The organism is Kitasatospora sp. Ki12 (assembly GCF_054601375.1).
This window is the reverse complement of record NZ_BAAIHT010000001.1, coordinates 3,711,931-3,731,142: the sequence shown is the minus strand read 5'-3', so window position 1 is coordinate 3,731,142 and position 19,212 is coordinate 3,711,931. Positions and strand designations below refer to the sequence as shown.

18 protein-coding genes are annotated in these 19,212 nt (G+C 75.2%); 9 read left to right on the top strand and 9 right to left on the bottom strand.

The window, feature by feature from the left end:
• Positions 1-207 precede the first annotated feature (207 nt).
• A complete protein-coding gene (locus ACYP53_RS16490) occupies positions 208-1,185 on the bottom strand; it encodes a helix-turn-helix transcriptional regulator (RefSeq protein WP_459647815.1) in 978 nt (325 codons plus the stop codon).
• A 160-nt stretch (positions 1,186-1,345) separates the two neighbouring features.
• Between ACYP53_RS16490 and ACYP53_RS16485 the strand changes: the two genes are divergently transcribed.
• Both ACYP53_RS16485 and ACYP53_RS16480 read left to right on the top strand, forming a co-directional pair.
• Positions 1,346-1,768, top strand: coding sequence for a VOC family protein (locus ACYP53_RS16485; protein WP_459647814.1), 423 nt, complete (start codon positions 1,346-1,348; stop codon positions 1,766-1,768).
• Positions 1,769-1,915: 147 nt separating this feature from the next.
• Complete coding sequence (locus ACYP53_RS16480) at positions 1,916-3,013, top strand: winged helix DNA-binding domain-containing protein (protein WP_459647813.1); 1,098 nt, start codon at positions 1,916-1,918, stop codon at positions 3,011-3,013.
• A gap of 95 nt (positions 3,014-3,108) precedes the next feature.
• Here ACYP53_RS16480 and ACYP53_RS16475 read toward each other — a convergent pair whose 3' ends face one another.
• On the bottom strand, positions 3,109-5,526 hold the full coding sequence (locus ACYP53_RS16475; protein WP_459647812.1) for a SpoIIE family protein phosphatase: 2,418 nt from the start codon (positions 5,524-5,526) through the stop codon (positions 3,109-3,111).
• 247 nt (positions 5,527-5,773) lie between these two features.
• Positions 5,774-6,580: a helix-turn-helix transcriptional regulator gene (locus ACYP53_RS16470; protein WP_189915277.1), complete on the bottom strand. Its 807-nt coding sequence runs from the start codon at positions 6,578-6,580 to the stop codon at positions 5,774-5,776.
• A 104-nt stretch (positions 6,581-6,684) separates the two neighbouring features.
• Between ACYP53_RS16470 and ACYP53_RS16465 the strand changes: the two genes are divergently transcribed.
• Complete coding sequence (locus ACYP53_RS16465) at positions 6,685-9,699, top strand: helix-turn-helix transcriptional regulator (RefSeq protein WP_459647811.1); 3,015 nt, start codon at positions 6,685-6,687, stop codon at positions 9,697-9,699.
• A 47-nt stretch (positions 9,700-9,746) separates the two neighbouring features.
• On the opposite strand, the gene ACYP53_RS16460 is transcribed toward ACYP53_RS16465, so the two are convergent.
• Both ACYP53_RS16460 and ACYP53_RS16455 read right to left on the bottom strand, forming a co-directional pair.
• Positions 9,747-10,844: a PP2C family protein-serine/threonine phosphatase gene (locus ACYP53_RS16460; RefSeq protein ID WP_189915281.1), complete on the bottom strand. Its 1,098-nt coding sequence runs from the start codon at positions 10,842-10,844 to the stop codon at positions 9,747-9,749.
• Positions 10,845-10,997: 153 nt separating this feature from the next.
• Positions 10,998-12,215, bottom strand: a complete 1,218-nt coding sequence (locus tag ACYP53_RS16455) for a cytochrome P450 (protein WP_459647810.1) — start codon at positions 12,213-12,215, stop codon at positions 10,998-11,000.
• A 142-nt stretch (positions 12,216-12,357) separates the two neighbouring features.
• Here ACYP53_RS16455 and ACYP53_RS16450 point away from each other — a divergent pair, with 142 nt between their 5' ends.
• On the top strand, positions 12,358-12,714 hold the full coding sequence (locus ACYP53_RS16450; RefSeq protein WP_459647809.1) for an arsenate reductase family protein: 357 nt from the start codon (positions 12,358-12,360) through the stop codon (positions 12,712-12,714).
• A gap of 29 nt (positions 12,715-12,743) precedes the next feature.
• Here ACYP53_RS16450 and ACYP53_RS16445 read toward each other — a convergent pair whose 3' ends face one another.
• Positions 12,744-12,893 carry a hypothetical protein gene (locus tag ACYP53_RS16445; RefSeq protein WP_459647808.1) on the bottom strand — a complete coding sequence of 50 codons (150 nt, stop codon included), beginning with the start codon at positions 12,891-12,893 and terminating at the stop codon, positions 12,744-12,746.
• Here ACYP53_RS16445 and ACYP53_RS16440 point away from each other — a divergent pair.
• Positions 12,871-13,431, top strand: a complete 561-nt coding sequence (locus ACYP53_RS16440) for a DUF1697 domain-containing protein (RefSeq protein WP_189915287.1) — start codon at positions 12,871-12,873, stop codon at positions 13,429-13,431. The two genes, ACYP53_RS16445 and ACYP53_RS16440, sit on opposite strands and share 23 nt — an antisense overlap.
• A 148-nt stretch (positions 13,432-13,579) precedes the next feature.
• Positions 13,580-14,125, top strand: a complete 546-nt coding sequence (locus ACYP53_RS16435) for a DUF1707 and FHA domain-containing protein (RefSeq protein ID WP_189915289.1) — start codon at positions 13,580-13,582, stop codon at positions 14,123-14,125.
• Positions 14,126-14,154: 29 nt separating this feature from the next.
• Here the strand turns inward: ACYP53_RS16435 and ACYP53_RS16430 are convergent, their stop codons facing one another.
• On the bottom strand, positions 14,155-15,117 hold the full coding sequence (locus ACYP53_RS16430) for a DUF1152 domain-containing protein (RefSeq protein ID WP_189915291.1): 963 nt from the start codon (positions 15,115-15,117) through the stop codon (positions 14,155-14,157).
• A 95-nt stretch (positions 15,118-15,212) separates the two neighbouring features.
• Here ACYP53_RS16430 and ACYP53_RS16425 point away from each other — a divergent pair, with 95 nt between their 5' ends.
• On the top strand, positions 15,213-15,806 hold the full coding sequence (locus tag ACYP53_RS16425) for a DUF6891 domain-containing protein (protein ID WP_459647807.1): 594 nt from the start codon (positions 15,213-15,215) through the stop codon (positions 15,804-15,806).
• A gap of 199 nt (positions 15,807-16,005) precedes the next feature.
• On the opposite strand, the gene ACYP53_RS16420 is transcribed toward ACYP53_RS16425, so the two are convergent.
• Both ACYP53_RS16420 and ACYP53_RS16415 read right to left on the bottom strand, forming a co-directional pair.
• Positions 16,006-16,407, bottom strand: coding sequence for a hypothetical protein (locus tag ACYP53_RS16420; protein ID WP_189915294.1), 402 nt, complete (start codon positions 16,405-16,407; stop codon positions 16,006-16,008).
• Between the two features lie 226 nt (positions 16,408-16,633).
• Positions 16,634-17,440 carry a hemerythrin domain-containing protein gene (locus ACYP53_RS16415; RefSeq protein WP_189915296.1) on the bottom strand — a complete coding sequence of 269 codons (807 nt, stop codon included), beginning with the start codon at positions 17,438-17,440 and terminating at the stop codon, positions 16,634-16,636.
• Between the two features lie 223 nt (positions 17,441-17,663).
• Here ACYP53_RS16415 and ACYP53_RS16410 point away from each other — a divergent pair, with 223 nt between their 5' ends.
• Both ACYP53_RS16410 and ACYP53_RS16405 read left to right on the top strand, forming a co-directional pair.
• Positions 17,664-18,170 carry a SigE family RNA polymerase sigma factor gene (locus ACYP53_RS16410; RefSeq protein ID WP_189915298.1) on the top strand — a complete coding sequence of 169 codons (507 nt, stop codon included), beginning with the start codon at positions 17,664-17,666 and terminating at the stop codon, positions 18,168-18,170.
• 386 nt (positions 18,171-18,556) lie between these two features.
• A complete protein-coding gene (locus ACYP53_RS16405) occupies positions 18,557-19,201 on the top strand; it encodes a hypothetical protein (RefSeq protein WP_459647806.1) in 645 nt (214 codons plus the stop codon).
• Positions 19,202-19,212 lie beyond the last annotated feature (11 nt).

Sequence of the window (19,212 nt, the reverse complement as noted above, 5' to 3'; positions counted from 1 at the left end):
GCGTCTCGTCGTCAAGCGCTCCGAGTGTGCACTGGTTGTGAAATGCCCCTCCCTGGGGTCCAGGTTTCCGCAGGTCAGAGGCATGTTCGAGCAGAACTACGACCTGTAGCAGCGCCTCCGAGCTGCGGGAACGCAGGTCGGCCTCTCACCGTTTCCGCAGGTCAGCACCTCGCTGGCCTGCGGAAACGCGTTTGTCCGGCTCGGGCCTCAGGCCGTGCCGGCGGCGCGGGCGTAACGGGCGGCGAGGTCTCCGAAGGCGGCGGCCAGGCGGGGTGGGTGGATGACCTCGATGTCGGTGTCGAAGCGGCCGATGGCGGCGGCGAGTCCGGTCCATGACCAGGATCCGAGGATGAGCCGGCACCGGTGGGGGCCGGCGTCCACGACGATCGCGTCCTGGGCGAAGGGCGCGACCTCGGCGGCGGGGCGGTGGAGGACGACCTCGCCCTGGCAGGGCCAGTCGGTGGTGGTGCCGTCGCTGCCGCGGAACCGGCCGGTGATGAAGGTGGAGACGGTGCCGCCGGGGAGGTCACGGGGGGCGAATCGGGGGCCGGTGGGTGTGCGGGGCCGGATGCGGTCGACGCGGAAGGTGCGCCAGTCCTCGCGGTGGAGGTCCCAGGCCACCAGGTACCAGTGATGACGCCAGGTGACCAGGTGGTGGGGCTGTACGCGGCGGGCGTCACCGGCCGGGGTGCCCGGACCTGAGGTGTAGTCGAAGCGCAGTTCCTCGCGGGCGTGGATGGCGCGGCTCAGGTCCATCAGGACCTGGGCGTCGACCTGCGGGGTGTCGCCGGCCGCCGCGAGCGGTCGGACGGCGGTGACGTGCACCAGGTCGATGCGGTGGCGCAGGCGGGGCGGCATGACCTGGCGGAGGGTGGCCAGCGCGCGGGTGGCGTCCTCGGCGACGGTGGCGCCGGCGGCCGCGGTCTGCAGCGCGACGGCCAGGGCGACGGCCTGCCCGTCGTCGAACAGCATGGGCGGCAGGTGGGTGCCTGCCTCCAGGCGGTAGCCGCCGGCCGGTCCCTTGACGGTCGTGATCGGGTAGTCGAGTTCGCGCAGGCGGTCGATGTCACGGCGCACGGTGCGCGAGGTGATGCCGAGACGCGCGGCGAGATCGTCGCCGGACCAGGCGCGGGGCGTCTGGAGGAGCGAGAGCAGCGCGAGCAGCCGGGCGGACGTCTTCTGCATGGCACCCATCCTCCCCGAAGTACCGGACACACCCTGTCCTCTACCTTTGCCATCGTGGCACCCGAGCCGTTCGGGAGGCACGTCCTCCGGTCACGGCAGCCGCCGCTCGGCCCCGACGGCCGACGGCGCACACCTGTCACACCGAGGCAAGGAGCGGGCCATGTCCGTCACGACCACCACGCACTTGAACTTCCGGGGCACCGCCCGGGAGGCGCTGGACTTCTACCGGTCCGTCTTCGGCGGACGCACCGTCGCCGTCACCTACAAGGACGCGGGCGCCGTACGGGACGAGAGCGAGGCGGACTGGGTGATGTGGGGCGAGGTGGTCGGCGACGACGGCTTCCACGTCATGGCCTACGACGTGCCCTCGCAGCTGCCCTGGGACCAGGGCGAGAACCCGTTCTTCGTCTCCGTGCGCGGGGACGACCCCGACGGGATCAGCGCCCTGTGGGGCAGGCTCGCCGCTGGCTCGACCGTCCTGAGCCCCCTGGAGCCCGCACAGTGGGCGCCGCTGTACGGCATGCTCACCGACCGCTTCGGCGTCACCTGGGTCCTGGACGTCGCCGCGCCGTACAACGGCTGAACCGACCGACCCGGCTGAACCGACCGACCGCCCTGATCCGCCCGCGCCGTCCGGCCGCCGCCACGCCCCCGCGGGCGGCCCGGACGGCGCGGGCACCGGGCGCGCGCAGCAGCGGAAACCCCCCACCCACACCGTCGTGAGAATGCCATGACCGTCCTCGACACCCGCGCCCTCAACCGCGCCACCCTCACCCGCCAACACCTGCTCGAACGCAGCGACGGCTCCGTGCCGCAGGCCGTGGCCCACCTGTGCGGCATGCAGGCGCAGGAGCCTCAGGAACCCTTCACCGGGCTGTGGTCCCGCCTCCGCGACTTCCGGCCCGGGCAACTGGACGAGGCGCTGACCGGTCGCACGGTGGTGCGCACCCACCTGATGCGGCGCACCGTCCACCTCGTCACCGCCGACGACGCGCTCGCCTGGCGCGCCCGCCACGACTCCATGCTGCGCCAGCGGGTGCTGGGAACCTACCGGCGCGAACTGGCCGGCATCGACCTGGACGAGGTCGCCGCCGCCGGCCGCGCGGTCATGGCCGACCGGCGGCCGCGCACCATGGCCGAGCTGGTCCAGGCACTCGAAGACCGCTGGCCCGGCCCACCGCGCCGCGTCCTGGGCGAACTGCTCGTCGCGGCCCTCGTTCCGATGGCCCAACTCCCGCCCCGCGGCCTGTGGCGCCGGACCGCCGGCGTACGCAACCTGCCGTTGAGCACCTGGCTGGAACGGGACATCGACCCCCTGCCCGCCGACGGCGGTGATCCCGTCGGACGGCACCTGCTGCTCCGCTACCTCGCCGCGTACGGGCCCGCCGCCCGCGCGGACGTACGCGCCTGGTGCGGACTCGCCGGCCTTCCCGCCGCCGTCAAGGCCGCCCGCGAAGAACTCGTCGCCTTCCGTGACCAGCGCGGCCGCGAACTGCTCGACCTGCCCGACGCGCCCCGCCCGCACCCCGACATCCCGGCCCCCGTCCGGTTCCTTCCGGCCTTCGACAACGCCGTCCTCGGCTACCACGACCGCAGCCGCATCATCGACGCCCCCCACCTCGGCCTGTCCGTCGCCGGCCACCGCACCGTCCTCGTCGACGGACGCGTCACCGCGACCTGGACCGTGCGCGACCACCGGCTCCGTATCAGCTCCCTGCGCCCCCTCACCGCCCCGGAACGGGAAGCCGTCCACACCGAGGCCCAGCACCTGACCGCCTTCCTGGACGACGGCATCGAGCACATCGAACTCGACGCGTCCGGGCAGTGATCGGGGCGAGCCGACGCTCCGGCGCGGCGCTCGGGTCGGCGGCGCGCAGGCGGTCCGCATTGTCCGGGTCACGCACGCGGAGGCGGTGGCCGGGCTCAGTGGAGGGGCATCTCGGCCCAGATGGTCTTGCCGGTGAGGCTGTGCCGGGTGCCCCAGCGGTGGGCCATCTGGGCGACGAGCATCAGGCCGCGGCCGCCCTCCTCCCAGTCGCGGGCGCGGCGCAGGTGCGGGGCGGTGCTGCTGGCGTCCGAGACCTCGCAGATGAGGACCTGGTCGCGGATCAGGCGCAGGGTGATCGGCGGGGCGGCGTAGCGGATCGCGTTGGTCACCAGTTCGCTGACGATCAGTTCGGCCGGATAGATCTGCTCGCCCGCGCCCCACTCGGACAGCCGTTGGGAGACCGCCTTGCGGGCGGTGGCGACCGCGGACGGGTCGGGCGGGATCTCCCAGGTGGCGACGTGGTCGTCGTCCAGGGCGCGGGTGCGCGCGATGACCAGGGCGACGTCGTCCCGGGGGCGCCCCACCACCAGGTCGTCGACGACCGCGTCGCAGGTGTCCTCCAGCGACGGCCCGGTGCGGGCCAGCACCTGGCACAGCCGTCGGTACCCCTCGTCGACGTCGCGCTCGCGGGTCTCGATCAGACCGTTGGAGAACAGCGCCACCAGGCTGCCTTCGGCCAGTTCCACCGTGGTCGCCTCGAAGGGCAGCCCGCCGACGCCGAGCGGCGGGCCGATCGAGATCCCGGCGGCGTCCGGCGTGCCCCCCGGCGGCACGATCACCGGCGGCGGATGCCCGGCACTGGCCATCGTGCACGTCCGGGACACCGGATCGTAGACGGCGTAGCAGCAGGTGGCCCCGATCTCGCCGACCTCCCCGCTGGCCCCGGCCTCCGACGACAGCCGCACCACGAGGTCGTCCAGTCTGGTCAGCAGCTCGTCCGGCGGCAGGTCCACGTCCGAGAGCGTGCGCACGGCGGTGCGCAGCCGGCCCATGGTCGCGGTGGCGCGGATGCCGTGGCCCACGACGTCGCCGACGACCAGGGCGATCCGGCCGCCGGAGAGCGGGATCAGGTCGAACCAGTCACCGCCGACCCCTGAGCGTGTCGACGCCGGGATGTACCGGGAGGCCGCCTCCATCGCCGCCTGCTCCGGCACGCTCCGCGGCAGGAGGCTGTGCTGCAGGGAGAGCGCGGTCTCACGCTCACGGGTGTACCTGCGGGCGTTGTCGATCGCGACGGCGGCTCTGGCGGCCAGCTCGTCGGCCAGCAGGAGATCGTCCTGCCCGAACCGTTCCATGCGGTCGGCGCGGCTGCGGCGGTAGAACACGGCGACACCGAGCGTCACCCCGCGGGCGCGCAACGGCACCGCCATCATCGAGTGGTAGCCCTGGTCCCGGATGATCGCGGCGCGGCGGCTGTCCACCGCCATCCAGTGGACGAATGCGGGGTCCTCGGCGTTGCAGAGCACTCCGGCGCCCGTGGCGAGCGCGCGCGCCGGCGGCGAGAACTCCGGGTAGCTGTCGGTGGTGCCGATCTCCAGCACGGTGGGCAGCCGCGTGCCCGGGGCGAAGCGGTGCACGATGCGCCGGAGCATCACACTGCCGGAGACCTCGCCGTCGGTCGGTTCGGTGTCGGCTTCGAGGGCGGTGAGCAGGTCGACGCTCGCGAAGTCAGCGAGCTCGGGGACCGTCACCTCCAGCAGCTCGCGCGCGGTCCGGCTCAGATCCAGCGTGCTGCCGATCCTGCTGGCGGCCTCGTTGAGCAGCACCAGACGCTTGCGCGCCCAGAACTGCTCGGTCATGTCCCGGGCGACGAGGGCGACGCCGTGCACCGTGCCCTCGGGGTCCTTCAGGGGGGCGAGGTCGACGGACCACGCGTGGATCCGCCGCTGGCCCCCCGTGCGCTGGAAGGTCTCCAGGTGCACCGGCTCGCCGCCCTCCAGCGCGCGGCGCAGTCCCTCGGCGAGCTGCACGGCCTGCGGCTGGGTGGTGATGTCGAGGATGCCCAGGCCGCGCACCGCGCTGTCCGGCAGGCCGACGACGGGGACCATGGCCTGATTGGAGCGGCGGTACCTCAGCTGCGCGTCGTACAGCGAGACCGAGCAGCGCGGCAGCTGCTCCAGGGCCCACCGTGCGAGGTCCTCGTCCTCGGGCCGGGGATCCGACCCCGTCAGCGGGCAGACGACGCGCCAGCTGTCCGGCGGGTCGTCCGGCGCGTCGTCCGGCGGGTCGTCCGGCGCGTCGTCCGGTGGGTCGTCCGGTGGGTCGTCGCGCGGCACGCCGTGGTGCGCGACCACGGTCACGTCCACGCGCCGCCCGTCGCGGTGCCGCAGGGCGAGCGGGCCGCTCAACCGGTCCGGGTTCCGGGCCAGGGCCTGCCGTACGTCGGGTGGGACGGGCTCGACCAGCAGGTCCGCCGCGGGCCGGCCCACGACCTCGTCGGCGGGATAGCCCAGTAGCCGCTCGGCGTTGGCGTTCCAGCGTGTCACGTACCCGTGACCATCGACGATCGCCACCACCGTGCCCGATTCGCTGCCACCCCGTGGGGTCGGCCGGCCCTCTGGAAGGCGCCCATCCTGGTTCGTCACGGCATGATCACTCACACAATCGCGGGGGCACCAGCCTAGCCCGGCCGGTCGAGGGGCAACAACAGCACCGAAGGGCCGTCGGCCGGACACACCCGGCCGCCGGGGCGGCGCCTGGAAGGGCCCGGCGGCCGGTCGGTGGCCGGCGGGCCCTTCCGTGGGTCGTGGGCGCGCGGGGTCAGTGCTCCGGGCGGAGCAGGCCCAGGCCCGCCGCGTGCACCCCCGCCTGGAAGCGGCTGACCGCACCCAGTTCCTGGAGGATCGCGGCCACGTGCCGGCGGCAGGTGCGGAGCGAGAGGCCGGTCCGGCGGGCGATCTGCTCGTCCTTGGCTCCCGCCGCCAGCAGCGCCAGGATCTCCCGCTTCACCCGGTCCTCGGCCAGCGGCGAGGCTCCGGCGGCCGGCTCCCGGCGGGGTGGGGCCGCCCGGACCCACACCGCCTCGAAGAGCTGCTGCGCCAGCCCGACGGACACCGGGTCCCGGCTGACCGTGACCCGGGGTTCGCCGCCGGCCGTCCGGTCCGGCAGGACCACCGTGTCGCCGTCGACGAGCAGGAGGTCCCGCACGGGGGCGGCGGCGACCCGTACCCGTGCGCCGCCGGAGCCGCACAGCCGGCGGATCCGCCGGGCGGCGGCGGACGCCCCCGGCCCCCGGTCCAGCACCGCCACCAGGTCCACGCCCGGCGGGAGGAGGCCGGCCCGGCCGGCCGGCGGAGGGAAGAACTCCTCCGGGGTCCGGCCGACCGAGCCCAGCCAGGCGACCTGGGAACGGGCCTGCGCGGCCAGGCTGCCCAGCAGTCCGCGCACGGCCTCCGTCCCGGCCACCCGGGTGACCGCGCCGCCGCCGGTCCGGCCCACACCGGCCGGCGGCGCCGCGGTCGGCTCCGATCGCAGGGCCCGTAAGAGCGGCGGCGGCTCAGCCAGTTGATCCGCCGCCAGCTGCAACGCGTGCTGCCGGTAGGCGACTTCACCCGTCCCGTACGTCATTGGCCCTGTTCCCCCTGACAATCCGAGGCCTGCTGCCCGACCGGATCGACCCGAGGGTGACGGGGCTTGACGGTCGGTCGGAAGGATCCGCGGATCCGGAATCTATGCGCGCCCAAGATCGCTGGGTATCCGTAGAAGTACTGAAACGCTCTTACGTAGGCACGGTGTCGCCCCGTAGGGTCGGATCGATCGGGGGCAGCCTCCGCCGGAGGACCGGCGGGCGTCGATCGGGGTACGAGCTGAGCGGGAAGCGCGGATCCGAGCCGCGACCGGCACCGACCGGCCTGGTCGGACGGCACACCGAGGTCCGGCGGTGGGACGAGGTGCTCGACCTGCTCACCGAGCGCGGGCACACGGTCGAGGTGGTGGGCGACCCAGGGATCGGCAAGACCCGGCTCCTGGCCGAGTTCGTCTCGCGCGCCGCCCGCCGGGGAGCCCGGGTGCTCTCCGGGCGCGCCGCGGAAGCCGGGTCGACGGTCCCCCTGCACGTCTACCGGGACGTGCTGGGCGAGCGGCTGGACGGCGACGGCCCGCGGCCCCCGCGGTACGACGCGGTACGGCGGCTGCTCTGCCGGACGGCCGAGCAGCGGCCGACCGTCCTCGTCCTCGACGACCTGCACTGGGCCGACCCGGCCTCCGCCGAACTCACCGACTACCTGATCCGGCACCCGGTCACCGCGCCGTTCGTGCTGCTGCTCGCCCACCGGCCGCGCCAGTCGCCGCTGCGGCTGCTCGGCGCCCTCGCCGACGGCGCCGCCGCCGGGACCGTCGTCCGGATGCCGCTCGCCGCGCTCGACCGGGAGGCCTGCGCCGACCTCGTCGCCGCCCACGGCGCCGCCGCGTACACCCCCTCCCACACCTCCCCGCACGCCCCCGCCCACACCTCGCCGCACACCTCCGCGCACACCGAGGCCGAGGTGGACCGGCTGCACCGGCAGAGCGGCGGCAATCCGCTCCTGCTGCTCGCCCTGGCCGCCGCCCGGCGCGCCGACCCGCCGGACCCCGGCCGGAGCGCCGACCGGCCGCCCGAGCTGGTCACCAGCGCCCTGCTCGGCGAGATCGCCGGGCTGGACCGCGACGCCCGGCTGGTCCTCGACGCCGCCGCCGTGATCGGCGACCGCACCGGCCTGGAGACCCTCGGCCTGGTCGCCGGGCTGCGGCCCGACCCCGTCCGGCACGCCACCGCCGACCTGGTCCGCCGGGACCTGCTGCGCCCCGTCCCCGACACCGGCCTGTTCGAGCCGCGGCACCCGCTGCTCGCCCGGACCGTCCACGAGCACACCGAACCGGTCTGGCGGCTCGGCGCCCACCGCCGCGCCCTCGACGGCCTCACCCGCGACGGCGGTCCGCTGGCCGACCGCGCCCGGCACGCCGCGCTCTGCCTCGGCGGCCACGACGACGACGCCGTCCGCCTCCTCGAACAGGCCGCCGCCGAGTACCTCCACCACACGCCGCGGCGCGTCCTCGGCTGGCTGGAGGCCGCCGACCGGGGCCTGCCCGACCGGCCGTCCACCCGGGAGCAGCGGCTGCGCCTGGCGCTGCTCCGCGGCCGCGCGCTCACCGCCTGCGGCCGGCTCCCCGAGGCCCGGGCCCTGCTGCACGACACCCTGCGCCGGATCCCCCGGCAGTCCGGCGCGCTGCGCACCGAGACCGTCACCCTCACCGCCCGCGCCGAGCGGATGCTCGGCCGGTACCCGGAGGCCGCCGCCCTGCTCGCCGAACCGGCCGACCCCGGGGCGGGCACCGCGCCCGGCGTCGAGTTCGTCCACGAGTACGGCACCGTCGCGCTGCTGAGCGGCGACTACCCGGCCGTCGCGCCCCGGATCGACACCGCCGCCGACGACGCCCGGCAGCTGGGCGACCACCCGGCCGAGGCCCTGCTGCGCGCCCTCGCCGGCCTCGGGCGCGCCCAGCTCGGCGACGGCAACGCGGCCGTACCGGCGCTCGACCGCGCCGCGGCCCTGGTCGACGGGCTCGCCGACGCCGACCTCGTCCAGCACATGGAGGTGCTGGCCCAGCTCGGCTGGGCCGAGGTGCTCACCGACCGCCCCACCGACGCCGCCCGCCACCTGCGGCGCGGCCTCGACCTGGCCCGCCGCCACGGGCAGCGCCACCTCCTCCCCCATCTCGTCCTCGGCGAGGGCTTCCGGCTGCTGTGGACCGGCGGCCTCGCCGCGGCGGCCTCGGCGGCGCGGGAGGCCGCCGCCGAGGCCCGGGCGCTGGACAACCGCGACCTGCTCGGGCTGGCGCTGGCCCTGGAGGCCGGGGCGGCCCAGTGGCGCGACGGCGCCCGGGACGCCGGCCTCGCCGTCGACCTCGCCACCCGGGCCGTCCGGGCCGGCGGGCACCCGCACACCTGGTGGCACCGCAGCGCCGCCATGGTGCTCGCCCAGACCCAGCTCGCGGCCGGCCGGTCCGCCGAGTGCCGCCGTACGGTCGTCGAGTACGGCGGTGGCGAGGGCCTCCCCCGGATCGGCACGGTCCTGCTGCCCGGGGCGCTCGCCACGCTCTCCACCGCGGCGCTGCTCGAAGGCGACCTGTACACGGCCGCGCACTGGGCGGACCGGGCGGTGGCCGAGGCCGAGCGGGGCGCCATCGGCTCCCAGCTCGGTTTCGCCGAACGGGCCCGCGCCGCCGTGCTGGCCGCCCGGGGCGAGCACGCCGAGGCGCTGCTGCTGTTCTCCCGCGCCGCCGACCGGCTGCGGGCCGCCGGGTTCCGGGTGCACCAGGCCTGGACGCTGACGCTGGGCGCACCGCTGCACCGCGCCCTGGGCCGGCCCGCCGACACCGAGCAGTGGCTGCGCCAGGCCGCCGCGCTGGCGGCCGAGACCGGGGCGAAGCGGGTCCGCGAGCGGGTCCGGGCCGTTCGGCAGGAGGCCGCGGCGGACCACGCGGCCCCTGGCCCGGACGAGCTCCTCGGCTCGCTCACCACCCGGGAGCGGCAGATCGCCGAACTGGTCCGGGCCGGCTCCCGCACCAGGGACATCGCGACCGACCTGTTCCTCAGCCCGCGCACCGTGGAGAGCCACCTGGCCAGGGTCTACCGGAAGCTCGGGGTCGCCTCCCGCTCCGCGCTGGCGGCGGCGCTGGACCCTGAACACACCCGCCGGCCGGGCTGAGCGCGGCAACCCGGCAGCCCGGCACGGGCTTCAGGGGCGTCCGGGTCTCACGGGACGTCCGGGGTGAGGGCCAGCACCGCGAGGTCGTCGGCGAGCAGGCCCGCGTAGCGGTGGACGTCCTGGGCCAGGAAGGAGACCAGCCGGTCGGGCGCGGTGGTGCCGAGGGCGGCGAGGCGCGGGGCCAGCGGGTAGAAGGTGCCGGTGGCGTCGCGGGCCTCGCTGACGCCGTCGGTGTACAGCAGCACCGTGTGGCCCGGGGGCAGCGCGACGGTGGTCGGCTTGCCGCGCTCCTCGGCGGGCCCGAGGTGGCCGAGGCCCAGCGGGAGCTCGTCCGCGCACGGCACCGGGGATATCGCGCCGCCGCCGAGCAGCAGCGGGGTGGTGTGGCCGCGGTTGACGATCTCCACGCAGTCGGAGCCCGGCCGGTACTGCAGCAGGACGGCGGTGGCGAACAGCTCGTCGTCACCGCGGTCGTCGGCGTCGCGCAGCACCGCGCGGTCCAGCTGGTCGGCGAGGTCGACCAGCCCCGGGGTGTCGTACGCGGCCGCCCGGAACGCGCCCAGGACGTCGGCGACCGTACGGACCGCGCCGAGGCCCTTGCCGCGGACGTCGCCGAGCAGCACCCGGACGCCGAAGCGGGTGTCGCACACCTCGTACAGGTCGCCGCCGACCAGCACGTCGGCCTGGGCCGGGCGGTAGAGCCCGGCCACCCGCAGCCCGCCGGACCGCTCGGGCACCGGCCGCAGCACGGTGCGCTGCAGGGTCTCGGCGACCGTACGGGCCTGCAGCAGGGTGCGGTTCTGCCGGGTGCGCTGCCAGGACAGGGCGGTGCCCATCACCCCGGAGAGCAGGGTGGCGATGTAGACCCAGACGTGGTGCTGCTCGTCGACGTGGCCCGCGCGCAGGGCCAGGGCGATCTGGAGCGCCAGGGAGCCGACGGTGGCGGCGGCGGTGAGCGCCGGGCCGTAGCTGAACGCGACCACCACCGGCAGCGCGGTGAGCAGGAAGCCCGCCGCGACGGCGTCCGGGACGACGGCCTCGGTGATCAGGTCCAGCACCAGCAGGACCACCGGGAGCCAGAGGACCCAGCGCGGCGACCGGGGCTCCAGCGCGGCTGGGCGCGGCGGGCGGGACGCTGTGGGCACGGCGGGACCTCCTGGCAGGCGGCCGTTCCGGGGGAATGATCCTGGAATGACCGGTTTCGTCCCTCCATGCTCTCCCACGAACGGCCCAGCCACGAACGGCCGAACGTCCCGTCCTCCGAGGCCGGGCGGCTCACCGGACGGCGCAGGACAGGGCTACCGGACGGTCACCGGCAGCGTCTCGTAGCCGCGCAGCACCAGCCGGTCCCGCCGGGTGGCGACCCCGCCCGGGGCGAGCCGCGGGAAGCGGTCGAGCAGGGCGGGCACCGCGACCTCCGCCTCCAGCCGGGCCAGCTGGGAGCCCAGGCAGAAGTGCTGGCCGCCGCCGAAGCTCAGCGGCTGGCTGTCGGTGCGGCTCGGGTCGAACACGTCGGGGCGCTCGTACCGGGCCGGGTCGCGGTTGGCCGCGCCGATCAGCAGGGTCAGCTCGCTGCCCGGCGGGGTCGGCACCCCGTCGACGGCCAGGCCCTCCGCCAGCGCGACCCGCCCGGTGGCCTGCACCGGGGAGTCGAAGCGCAGCACCTCGTCGGTGAAGCCGGCCGGGGTGACCGCGCCGGTGCGCAGCCCGGCGGCCGCCTCGGGGTGGCGGAACAGCAGGGCCAGGCCGTTGCCCAGCAGGTTGGTGGTGGTCTCGAAGCCGGCCACCAGCAGCAGCACCAGATTGGCCAGCAGCTCCTCGGCGGACAGCCGCCCGTCGTCCTCGGCGGCGATCCGGGCCAGGTCGCTGACCAGGTCGTCCTGCGGGCGGGCCAGCCGCTCGGCGGCCAGCCCGGTGAAGTAGCGGGACAGCTCGTCCGCGGCCGCGTCGGCCTCGGCGAGCCCGCCGAGTTCCTCGCTGATCTCCAGGACGACGGTCAGGTCGGAGGTGAGCCCGCGGAAGCGGTAGCGGTCCCGCTCGGGGACGCCGAGCAGCTCGCAGATCACCCCGACCGGCAGCCGGAAGGCGAAGGCGTCCATGAAGTCCACCGGCGAGCCGTCCGCGCCCTGCCCGGCCATCTCGTCCAGCAGCCGGTCCACCGCCCGCTCCACCGCCGGGCGCAGCGCGGCGACCCGGCGGGCGGTGAACACCGAGGCGATCAGCGAGCGGACCCGCGGCTGGTCCGGGGCGTTGCGCTGGAGGATCGAGCGGCCGAAGAGGGCGAGCGAGGAGTGTTCGACGTACTCCGGGAGCACGCCCGCCATCATGTCCGCGGTGGCGACGCCGAAGGCCGGCGTGCGCAGCACCTTGTTGACCGCCGCGTAGCCGCTCACCACGAAGACCCCGTCCCCGGCCGGCACCGCCGGGCCGAGCTCGCGCGCCTTCGCGTACAGCGGGTACGGGTCGGCCCTGACCGCCGGGCTGGTCAGAAACTCGATGATCGCCGCGCCGTCCATCCGGTGCTCCCCTCCCGAGACCACGCTTCCCGGGTCGTGAACCCCCGGCGGGTACCGCACAGTTCCCGGGGCGGGCGACCCGGCCGGCTCCCCGGTCGGACGCGGGCCGGTCGGGCGCGGGCGGCTCGGTAGGCTGGCCGGCATGGAGATCTGGATCAACCCGCGCTGCGGCAAGTGCCGGACGGCGCTCGGCGAGCTGGACGCCGCCGGGGTCGAGTACACCGTGCGGCGCTACCTGGACGAGCCGCCGACCGCGGCCGAACTGGAGGAGGTGCTGGGACGCCTGGGCCTGGAGCCCTGGGACATCACCCGCACCGACGAGCAGGCCGCGAAGGACCTGGGGATGAAGGACTGGCCCCGGGAGGCGGGCGAGCGGGTCCGCTGGATCGCGGCGATGGCCGAGCACCCGATCCTGATCCAGCGCCCGATCATCACCGCGGACGACGGGCACGCCGTCGTGGCCCGCACGCCGGAGGCCCTCGCGTCCGTGCTGTCCTGAGGCGGCCGGCCAGAGGGCGGGCCGGCCCGTCAGTGGAGCCTGACCGTCTCCACCGGCCGGCCCGCGTGCCAGTCGTGGACCATCAGGTGCTCGCCCTCGACGGCGGTGTGCCCGGTGTCGGGGCCCGGTGCCGGGGCCCGGTGCCACACTGGCGGGGTGACCACCACGACCACGTACATCGCGTTCCTGCGGGCCGTCAACGTCGGCGGGCGCACCGTGAAGATGGAGCGGCTGCGGGCGCTCTTCGCCGAGCTGGGCCTGGGGAACGTCCGCTCGTACATCCAGAGCGGCAACGTCTTCTTCACCACCGACGGGCCGGCCGGCGCACCGGAGCGCGCCGCGCTGACCCGGCGGATCGAGGAGCACCTGGAGCAGGCGCTCGGCTACCCGGTGCCGGTGATGCTGCGGACGGTGGACGAGGTGGCCGGGCTGCTCGCCGCCGACCACTTCCGGGAGGTCGAGGTGACGCCGGACGTCCGGCTGGTCGTCGCCTTCCTCTCCGAGCCGCTGCCCGCCGAACTCGCCCGTCCGCACCGCTCGCCCAAGGGCGACGTCGAGGTGCTCGGCGCCGATCCGGGGGCCGCCTACGTGGTGATCCACCTGCGGGACGGCAAGTGGGTCACCAAGGACATGTTCGGCAAGGGCTACCGGGGTTCGGTCACCTCCCGGTTCCTGCACACCACCGAGAAGATCCTCGCCGCCGCCCGCAAGGCCTGACGACCCGTACGGCCTGCGGGAACCCCGGCGCGGACCGCCCGGAACCACGTGGCCGGACAGGGCGTCTGGACTCGCGTGACGTACGAAGCACGCGCCCGCGCCCGGCGTGATCTGGACAGCCCCGGTCGGCCGAGCCGACAATTCGGCCATGACGCCTCCTGAGTTCCCCACCGGCCGGATCCGGCCCTCCGACGCCGAACGGGACCAGGCGCTCGGGGTGCTGAAGGACGGCGCGGGCAGCGGGCGGCTCTCCCACGACACCTTCCTCGGCCGGATGGACATCGTCCTGCAGGCCAACAGCCGGAGCGAGTTGGACGCGGCGGTGGCCGGCCTGCCCACCGGCGGCCCGGTGGAACGCTTCGTGCTGCGCACGGTCGGCCGGGTCTCCGGCTTCGGCGACCGGATCAACCGGGCCTGGCGCACCGAGCGGCTGCCCGGGCTGAGCCTGCCGCAGGCCGGCGCCGGGACGCTCACGATCGGCCGGATCCCCGGCTCGGGGCTGCGGCTGCACAACGCCTCGGTCTCCCGGAGCCACGCCGAACTGCGGCAGGAGAACGGCGACTGGGTGCTGTACGACCTCGGCTCGACCAACGGCACGCACGTCAACGGGCGCCGGATCGCTGGCGGCGTCCGGGTGCGGCCGGGCGACCAGGTGCGGTTCGGGGACCTGGAGTTCCGGCTCGTCGCCCTCTGACCTCCCGCTCCGGGGCGGCGGCGCGGCGGTCAGTGCGGGAACTGCCGGGGCGGCCGCTGCCGGGGCAGCTCGTCCTGGAACTCCGCGATGGCGGTGGCGATCTGGCGGGTCACCACGGTGCGCTCCAGCCGGTCCAGGTAGCGGTTCTCCGCGGCCAGCGCCTCGACCGTGACGCCGAAGTACATCGCCATCAGCGGGTTGACGAACAGCTCGCTGCCGTCGGTCCGCTCGGTGAACCGGACGTCGCCGAACTCGCCGCGCAGCGCCGCCGCCACCGAGCCGTTGACGATGCTGGGGTGCTCGGGGAAGGCGGCCCTGGCGTGCTCGACGGCGTCCAGGTAGAGCACCGCCTCCCGGCTGGCGCGTGGGATGGAGAAGGCGCCGAGGTAGCCGCCGGCCCGGTCCAGCGCGGCAAGGTTCTCCAGCACCAGCGAGTGGTTGACGCCGTGGTAGGAGTCGACGCCGAAGCCCAGGCAGGCGACCAGCCGCTCCGGCACCTCCCGGAGCCCGGCCACCGCCGCCAGGCTGGCCATGTCCTCCTCCGGGGTGCCGAGTCCGGCCTCGTCGCCGCGCATCAGGATGTCCGTGCCGCCGTCCACCAGCAGGACGGCGTCGACGCCGAGGCGGCCGACCAGTGCGCGGTAGGCCTCGCGCAGCGGCTGCACGCCCACCGACGGGAAGGCCCACACGGTGTCGGGCATCCCGTGCAGGTTCAGCCAGCGGGCCAGGGTGCGCTCGGGGAAGTAGCCCACGGGGCCGGCGGTGTCCGGCCCGATCCTGGCCACGTCGGGCTCCGCCCACACGTCGAGCGGCAGCCCGTAGAGGTGGGTGAAGGAGAGGTTGGCCAGGTGCACCTCCTTGCCCGCGGCGCGCAGGGCGAGGGCGATCGGCAGCCCGGCGTACACGTCGAAGCCGCCGCCGGCCCCGGCGATCAGGATGCGGTCGGCGGCCAGCAGCCGGGTGATCAGCGGGGGTTGCAGCAGAGAGGTCACCGGCGGACGGTAGCACCGGGCGCCCGGGGCGGACCGGGCGGCCCTGGCGGGCCCCGGCAGCCCTGATTGTCAGTGGCGGGTGCGACGATGCGGGCATGACCCAGGAGACGGCTCTCACCCCCGACGTGCTGCGCGAAGCCCAGGAGCGGGCCCGCGAGTTGATCCGGTGCGGCTTCCAGGAGCCGGACGAGATAGCCGAGTCCCTGGTCGAGGTCCTCGACGACCAGGGGCTCACCGAGGAGGAGGCGGAGCGGATCGTCGCTCCGCTGTGGAGCGAGCGGCTGGCCGAGCAGGCCGCGTGGCCGGAGGTCACGGACGTCGACCGGCTGGCGGACGCCTTCGACGCGCTGGAGGACCAGGGCATCGTCGCGGCCATGGACTTCACCTGCTGCGCCGGCTGCGGCTACGCCGAGATCGGCGGCGAGGCCGAGGCGGGCTCCTCCGGTTTCGTCTTCTTCCACCAGCAGGACACCGAGTCGGCGGCCGCCGGGCGCGGACTGATGCTCCGGTACGGGGTGTTCCACACCGAGGGCGAGCCGGTCGAGGTCGCGGAGCGCCGGACGGCGGGGATCGGGCGGACGGTGGTCGCCGCGCTGGAGGCGGCCGGGCTTCCCGCGGAGTGGGACGGGTCGCCGCGCACGGCGATCCGGGTCGCTCCGCTGGAGTGGCTCAACCGCCTTCCGGAGTAGGCCTCGGCCGGGCAGGCGTCGGCCGGGCGCGCGCGGCTCGGGTCGAGGGCGGCAAGGGTCGAGGGCGGCAAGGGTCGAGGGCGGCAAGGGTCGAGGGCGGCAAGGGTCGAGGGCGGCTCGGGTCGAGGGCGGCAAGGGTCGAGGGCGGAACCTCTCGCGTTCAGGGGGTGCCGAGGGCGGCGGTGAGCACCGGGAAGGGTCAGTCGCGCTCGATGTGCACCTCGGCGAAGTGGTCGCTCCGGTCCGACTTGCGGATGGTGACCCGGACGTTGCCGACGGCGGTCTCGGAGTCCTTGCTCACGGTCTTCTTGTTGTCGCCGATGGTCACCTCGGCCCCGCTGTCGCTGATGTGACCGACCGTCATCTTCATCGGGTTGTCGCCGCCGAAGACCTTGACGGTCTTCGAGGCGTCCACGCCGTCGGTCTTGATGCCGACGGTGCACTTGTGGTCGTCAAGGCAGAGCGCCACCCCGCCCTCGCAGGCGGCCAGTCCGGCGCCGAGCGTCAGGACGGCGCCCGCGGCGACGATCGCCGAGCCGATCCGGAAGCGGGTCCGCAGGCTGGTGCGGTGGGCCTTGGCAGTGCTGCTCGCTGTGGTCATGTCCTCGACGGTAGTGGACCGGACACGCCCCGCCATCAACCGTCGGCGGGAGGCCTGCCCTGGTGGAGCCCGGATCGGCCGGGCGATCGAACCCCGAGAGCGGTGGGTCGAATCCCCTAGGGGACTCCGGGAGTTGTCCGGCAGCCGGGCGCCCGACGCGCCGTCAGCATATGCCGGAGGTCTGTGCCACGCGCGTAGATCGATGAGCCGCGAAAAGGCCCGCCGGTCAGTCGGCGATGATCCCCAGGACGGTCCCCGGAGCGTCGCCCGGGCCCTCGCCGAAGCCGTCCTCCGCACCGCCGCCCGGCCCCCACAGCGGCGCGGTGCAGCGCTGGTAGGTCGCCTGCCAGTGCGGCCAGTTGCGGGCCACGTCGTCGTCGCACTCGGCCAGCAGCCGGTCCACCTCGGCCGGGTCCACACCGTCCAGCAGCCAGGCCAGCGCGTCCGCCGTGCCCGGGCCGTCCGCCACGCGCAGCAGGTCGAGCAGCTCGCCCAGGCCGCCGAGCCGGGAGCCGTCGGCGACCACCCGCTCCATCCGGGGCAGCAACTGGCGCTCCTCGATCCGCAGGTGGGTCTCCAGCCGGGCCGCCAGGTCCTCCATCGCGTAGGCGACCGGCCAGGCGCTGCCGGTGTCCCGGCTGGCGATCCGGACCAGCGTGGTGACCCGGGTGAACGAGTGGTCGAGGTTGTGGTGGTCGGCCTCCAGCCAGTTGAGCAGCAGTCGCAGCTCGGGGGCGAAGCGGCGCACGATCGGCCAGATCCGGGTGTCCTGCTGCTCGTGGTGGCAGGTCAGCATCGCGGTCATGAAGGTCCAGTGCCGCAGCAGCGCCTCGCCCTTGTCCTCCTCCTCGGGCTGGAGCAGCCGGAGCGCGTTGGGCAGCCGGGCGAGGTCGCGGCGCAGTGCGGCGTGCACCAGCCGCAGCCCGGAGAACCGCACGGTCGACGGTTCGTCGTCCCCGCCCCGGGGGTCGGCGCCGGGCTGACCCTGCGCGGGCACGGCGGGAGCGGGCTGGGGCAGCAGGCGGATCGGCATGGGACTCTCTTCACGGCTTGGGGCAGGACGGGTGGGGCGGCCGGTGAGGACCACCCCAGCCAAGGTGCCCGCAGTCGATCAGAGGCGAATCAATGTCCGATTGACGCGCAGGTCAGGGCGTTTATCGGGGCGGACGCAACGCCCCGCGACCCCCGCCCCGTGTAACCGGACGAGGGTGCGCACGTCGCGCGCGCCGGGGAGTCCAGGGGAACAGCGAGGCCGCATGTCACCGGAGCAGGAGCAGTCGTTCGACGAGTTCGTCGCGGCGCGGTACGCCGCGCTGCGCCGCACCGGCTACCTGCTCTGCGGCGACTGGCACCTCGCCGAGGACCTCGCGCAGACCACGCTGGTGAAGCTGTACGCGCGCTGGAACCGGCTGCGCGACCCGGAGTCCGCGGCCGGATACGCCCGGACCACTCTGGTCCGCAGCTACATCGACACCCGGCGGCTGCGCCGCTCGCACGAGATGCCCTCGCCGGAGCTGCCGGAGCCGACGGCGGCCGACCAGGCGGACCCGGAGCGCCGGCTGGCCCTGCTGGCCGCGCTGGCGCAGGTCAGTCCGGCCTACCGGGCGGCGCTGGTGCTGCGGTTCTGGGAGGACCAGTCGGTCGAGGCGACGGCGGCGGCCCTGCGCCAGAGCCCCGGCACGGTGAAGTCCAACACCAGCCGGGGGCTGGCCCAGCTGCGGGTGATCCTCGGCGACTCGCTGCGGGAGATCGCGGCGAGCTGAGCCGGGCCGCCGGGCCCGGACCGGACCGGAGCGGACCGGACTGCGGGACCCGGACCGGACCGCGGGGCGAACGAACAGAACGAGAAGAACGAGATGAGCGGGACGAGCGAGAGACGAGAGGGAAGCGGGTTGAACCGGGACGATCCGGCGTTCGACGCCAACGACATGGACGCGCTGTTCCGCGCGGTCCTGGACCAGCAGGAGCCGGCCACTCCCCTGGCGCTGCTGCCGGAGGTCCGCCGCTCCGGCGTACGGCTGCGCCGCCGGCGACGGCTGCTGGCCACCGGCGCGACCGCCGCGGCGGTGGGCCTGCTGGCCACGGCGGGCTGGGCGGTCCACGGCCGGACCGCGGCGGCGCCGGAGCGGACGCTCCCCCGGCGGCGGGCGTGCGGGGCGCGCCCGCCGCGCCGACGAGCCCGCCGCCCGCCGCGACGACCGGCCCGCCACCCGCGACCACCGTCGCGACGACCGCCGCCACCGCGGCCACCGGGACGGGCGGGACGGCCACGACCGGCGGCCGGGCCCTGTTCGCCCTCCTGCAGAACCACCTGCCCGAGGACTTCCGAGAGATCTCCGCGGGCACCACGGCGGACGACTTCCTGCTGACCAGGCACGACGGCGGAACGGTCCAGGTCAGCCGGCGCTCGGACGGGCCGTCCGGGCCGTTCGGCGGCACCACCTCGCCGTGCGAGCTGCGCACGACCGACTGGGGCCCGATGAGCCCGGACGGCGAGGACTGCGTGGGCATGCCGCTGCCGGACGGCTCGATGGTCTGGGTGCTGCACCCGCTCACGTTCGTTCCGCACGGCCAGGAGTCCGAGATCCGCGTCATCACCCCGGACGGCCTGGTCTACGCCCTGCACTTCGCCCGGGCCGAGGCCCAGCCGGAGCCGTCCGACCAGACCGTGGCACTGCCGCAGCTGCTGATGCTGGCCGGGCGGTCGGGGTTCCTGGCGGCGCTCCGGGACGGTTTGGGGGATTCCCCGGCCCCCGGGTCGTCGACCCCCCGGCCACCGTCCGCGACGCCCTGACCGCGGCCCCT

What these genes read in the sequence shown, in the direction of transcription:
- ACYP53_RS16410 (WP_189915298.1), top strand. Translation starts at nt 17,664, where the DNA reads ATGTCACCGGAGCAGGAGCAGTCGTTCGACGAGTTCGTCGCGGCGCGG.
- ACYP53_RS16450 (WP_459647809.1), top strand. Translation starts at nt 12,358, where the DNA reads ATGGAGATCTGGATCAACCCGCGCTGCGGCAAGTGCCGGACGGCGCTC.
- ACYP53_RS16470 (WP_189915277.1), bottom strand. Translation starts at nt 6,580, where the DNA reads ATGACGTACGGGACGGGTGAAGTCGCCTACCGGCAGCACGCGTTGCAG.
- ACYP53_RS16465 (WP_459647811.1), top strand. Translation starts at nt 6,685, where the DNA reads ATGCGCGCCCAAGATCGCTGGGTATCCGTAGAAGTACTGAAACGCTCT.
- ACYP53_RS16425 (WP_459647807.1), top strand. Translation starts at nt 15,213, where the DNA reads ATGACCCAGGAGACGGCTCTCACCCCCGACGTGCTGCGCGAAGCCCAG.
- ACYP53_RS16445 (WP_459647808.1), bottom strand. Translation starts at nt 12,893, where the DNA reads ATGTACGTGGTCGTGGTGGTCACCCCGCCAGTGTGGCACCGGGCCCCG.
- ACYP53_RS16435 (WP_189915289.1), top strand. Translation starts at nt 13,580, where the DNA reads ATGACGCCTCCTGAGTTCCCCACCGGCCGGATCCGGCCCTCCGACGCC.
- ACYP53_RS16455 (WP_459647810.1), bottom strand. Translation starts at nt 12,215, where the DNA reads ATGGACGGCGCGGCGATCATCGAGTTTCTGACCAGCCCGGCGGTCAGG.
- ACYP53_RS16490 (WP_459647815.1), bottom strand. Translation starts at nt 1,185, where the DNA reads ATGCAGAAGACGTCCGCCCGGCTGCTCGCGCTGCTCTCGCTCCTCCAG.
- ACYP53_RS16485 (WP_459647814.1), top strand. Translation starts at nt 1,346, where the DNA reads ATGTCCGTCACGACCACCACGCACTTGAACTTCCGGGGCACCGCCCGG.
- ACYP53_RS16420 (WP_189915294.1), bottom strand. Translation starts at nt 16,407, where the DNA reads ATGACCACAGCGAGCAGCACTGCCAAGGCCCACCGCACCAGCCTGCGG.
- ACYP53_RS16415 (WP_189915296.1), bottom strand. Translation starts at nt 17,440, where the DNA reads ATGCCGATCCGCCTGCTGCCCCAGCCCGCTCCCGCCGTGCCCGCGCAG.
- ACYP53_RS16480 (WP_459647813.1), top strand. Translation starts at nt 1,916, where the DNA reads ATGACCGTCCTCGACACCCGCGCCCTCAACCGCGCCACCCTCACCCGC.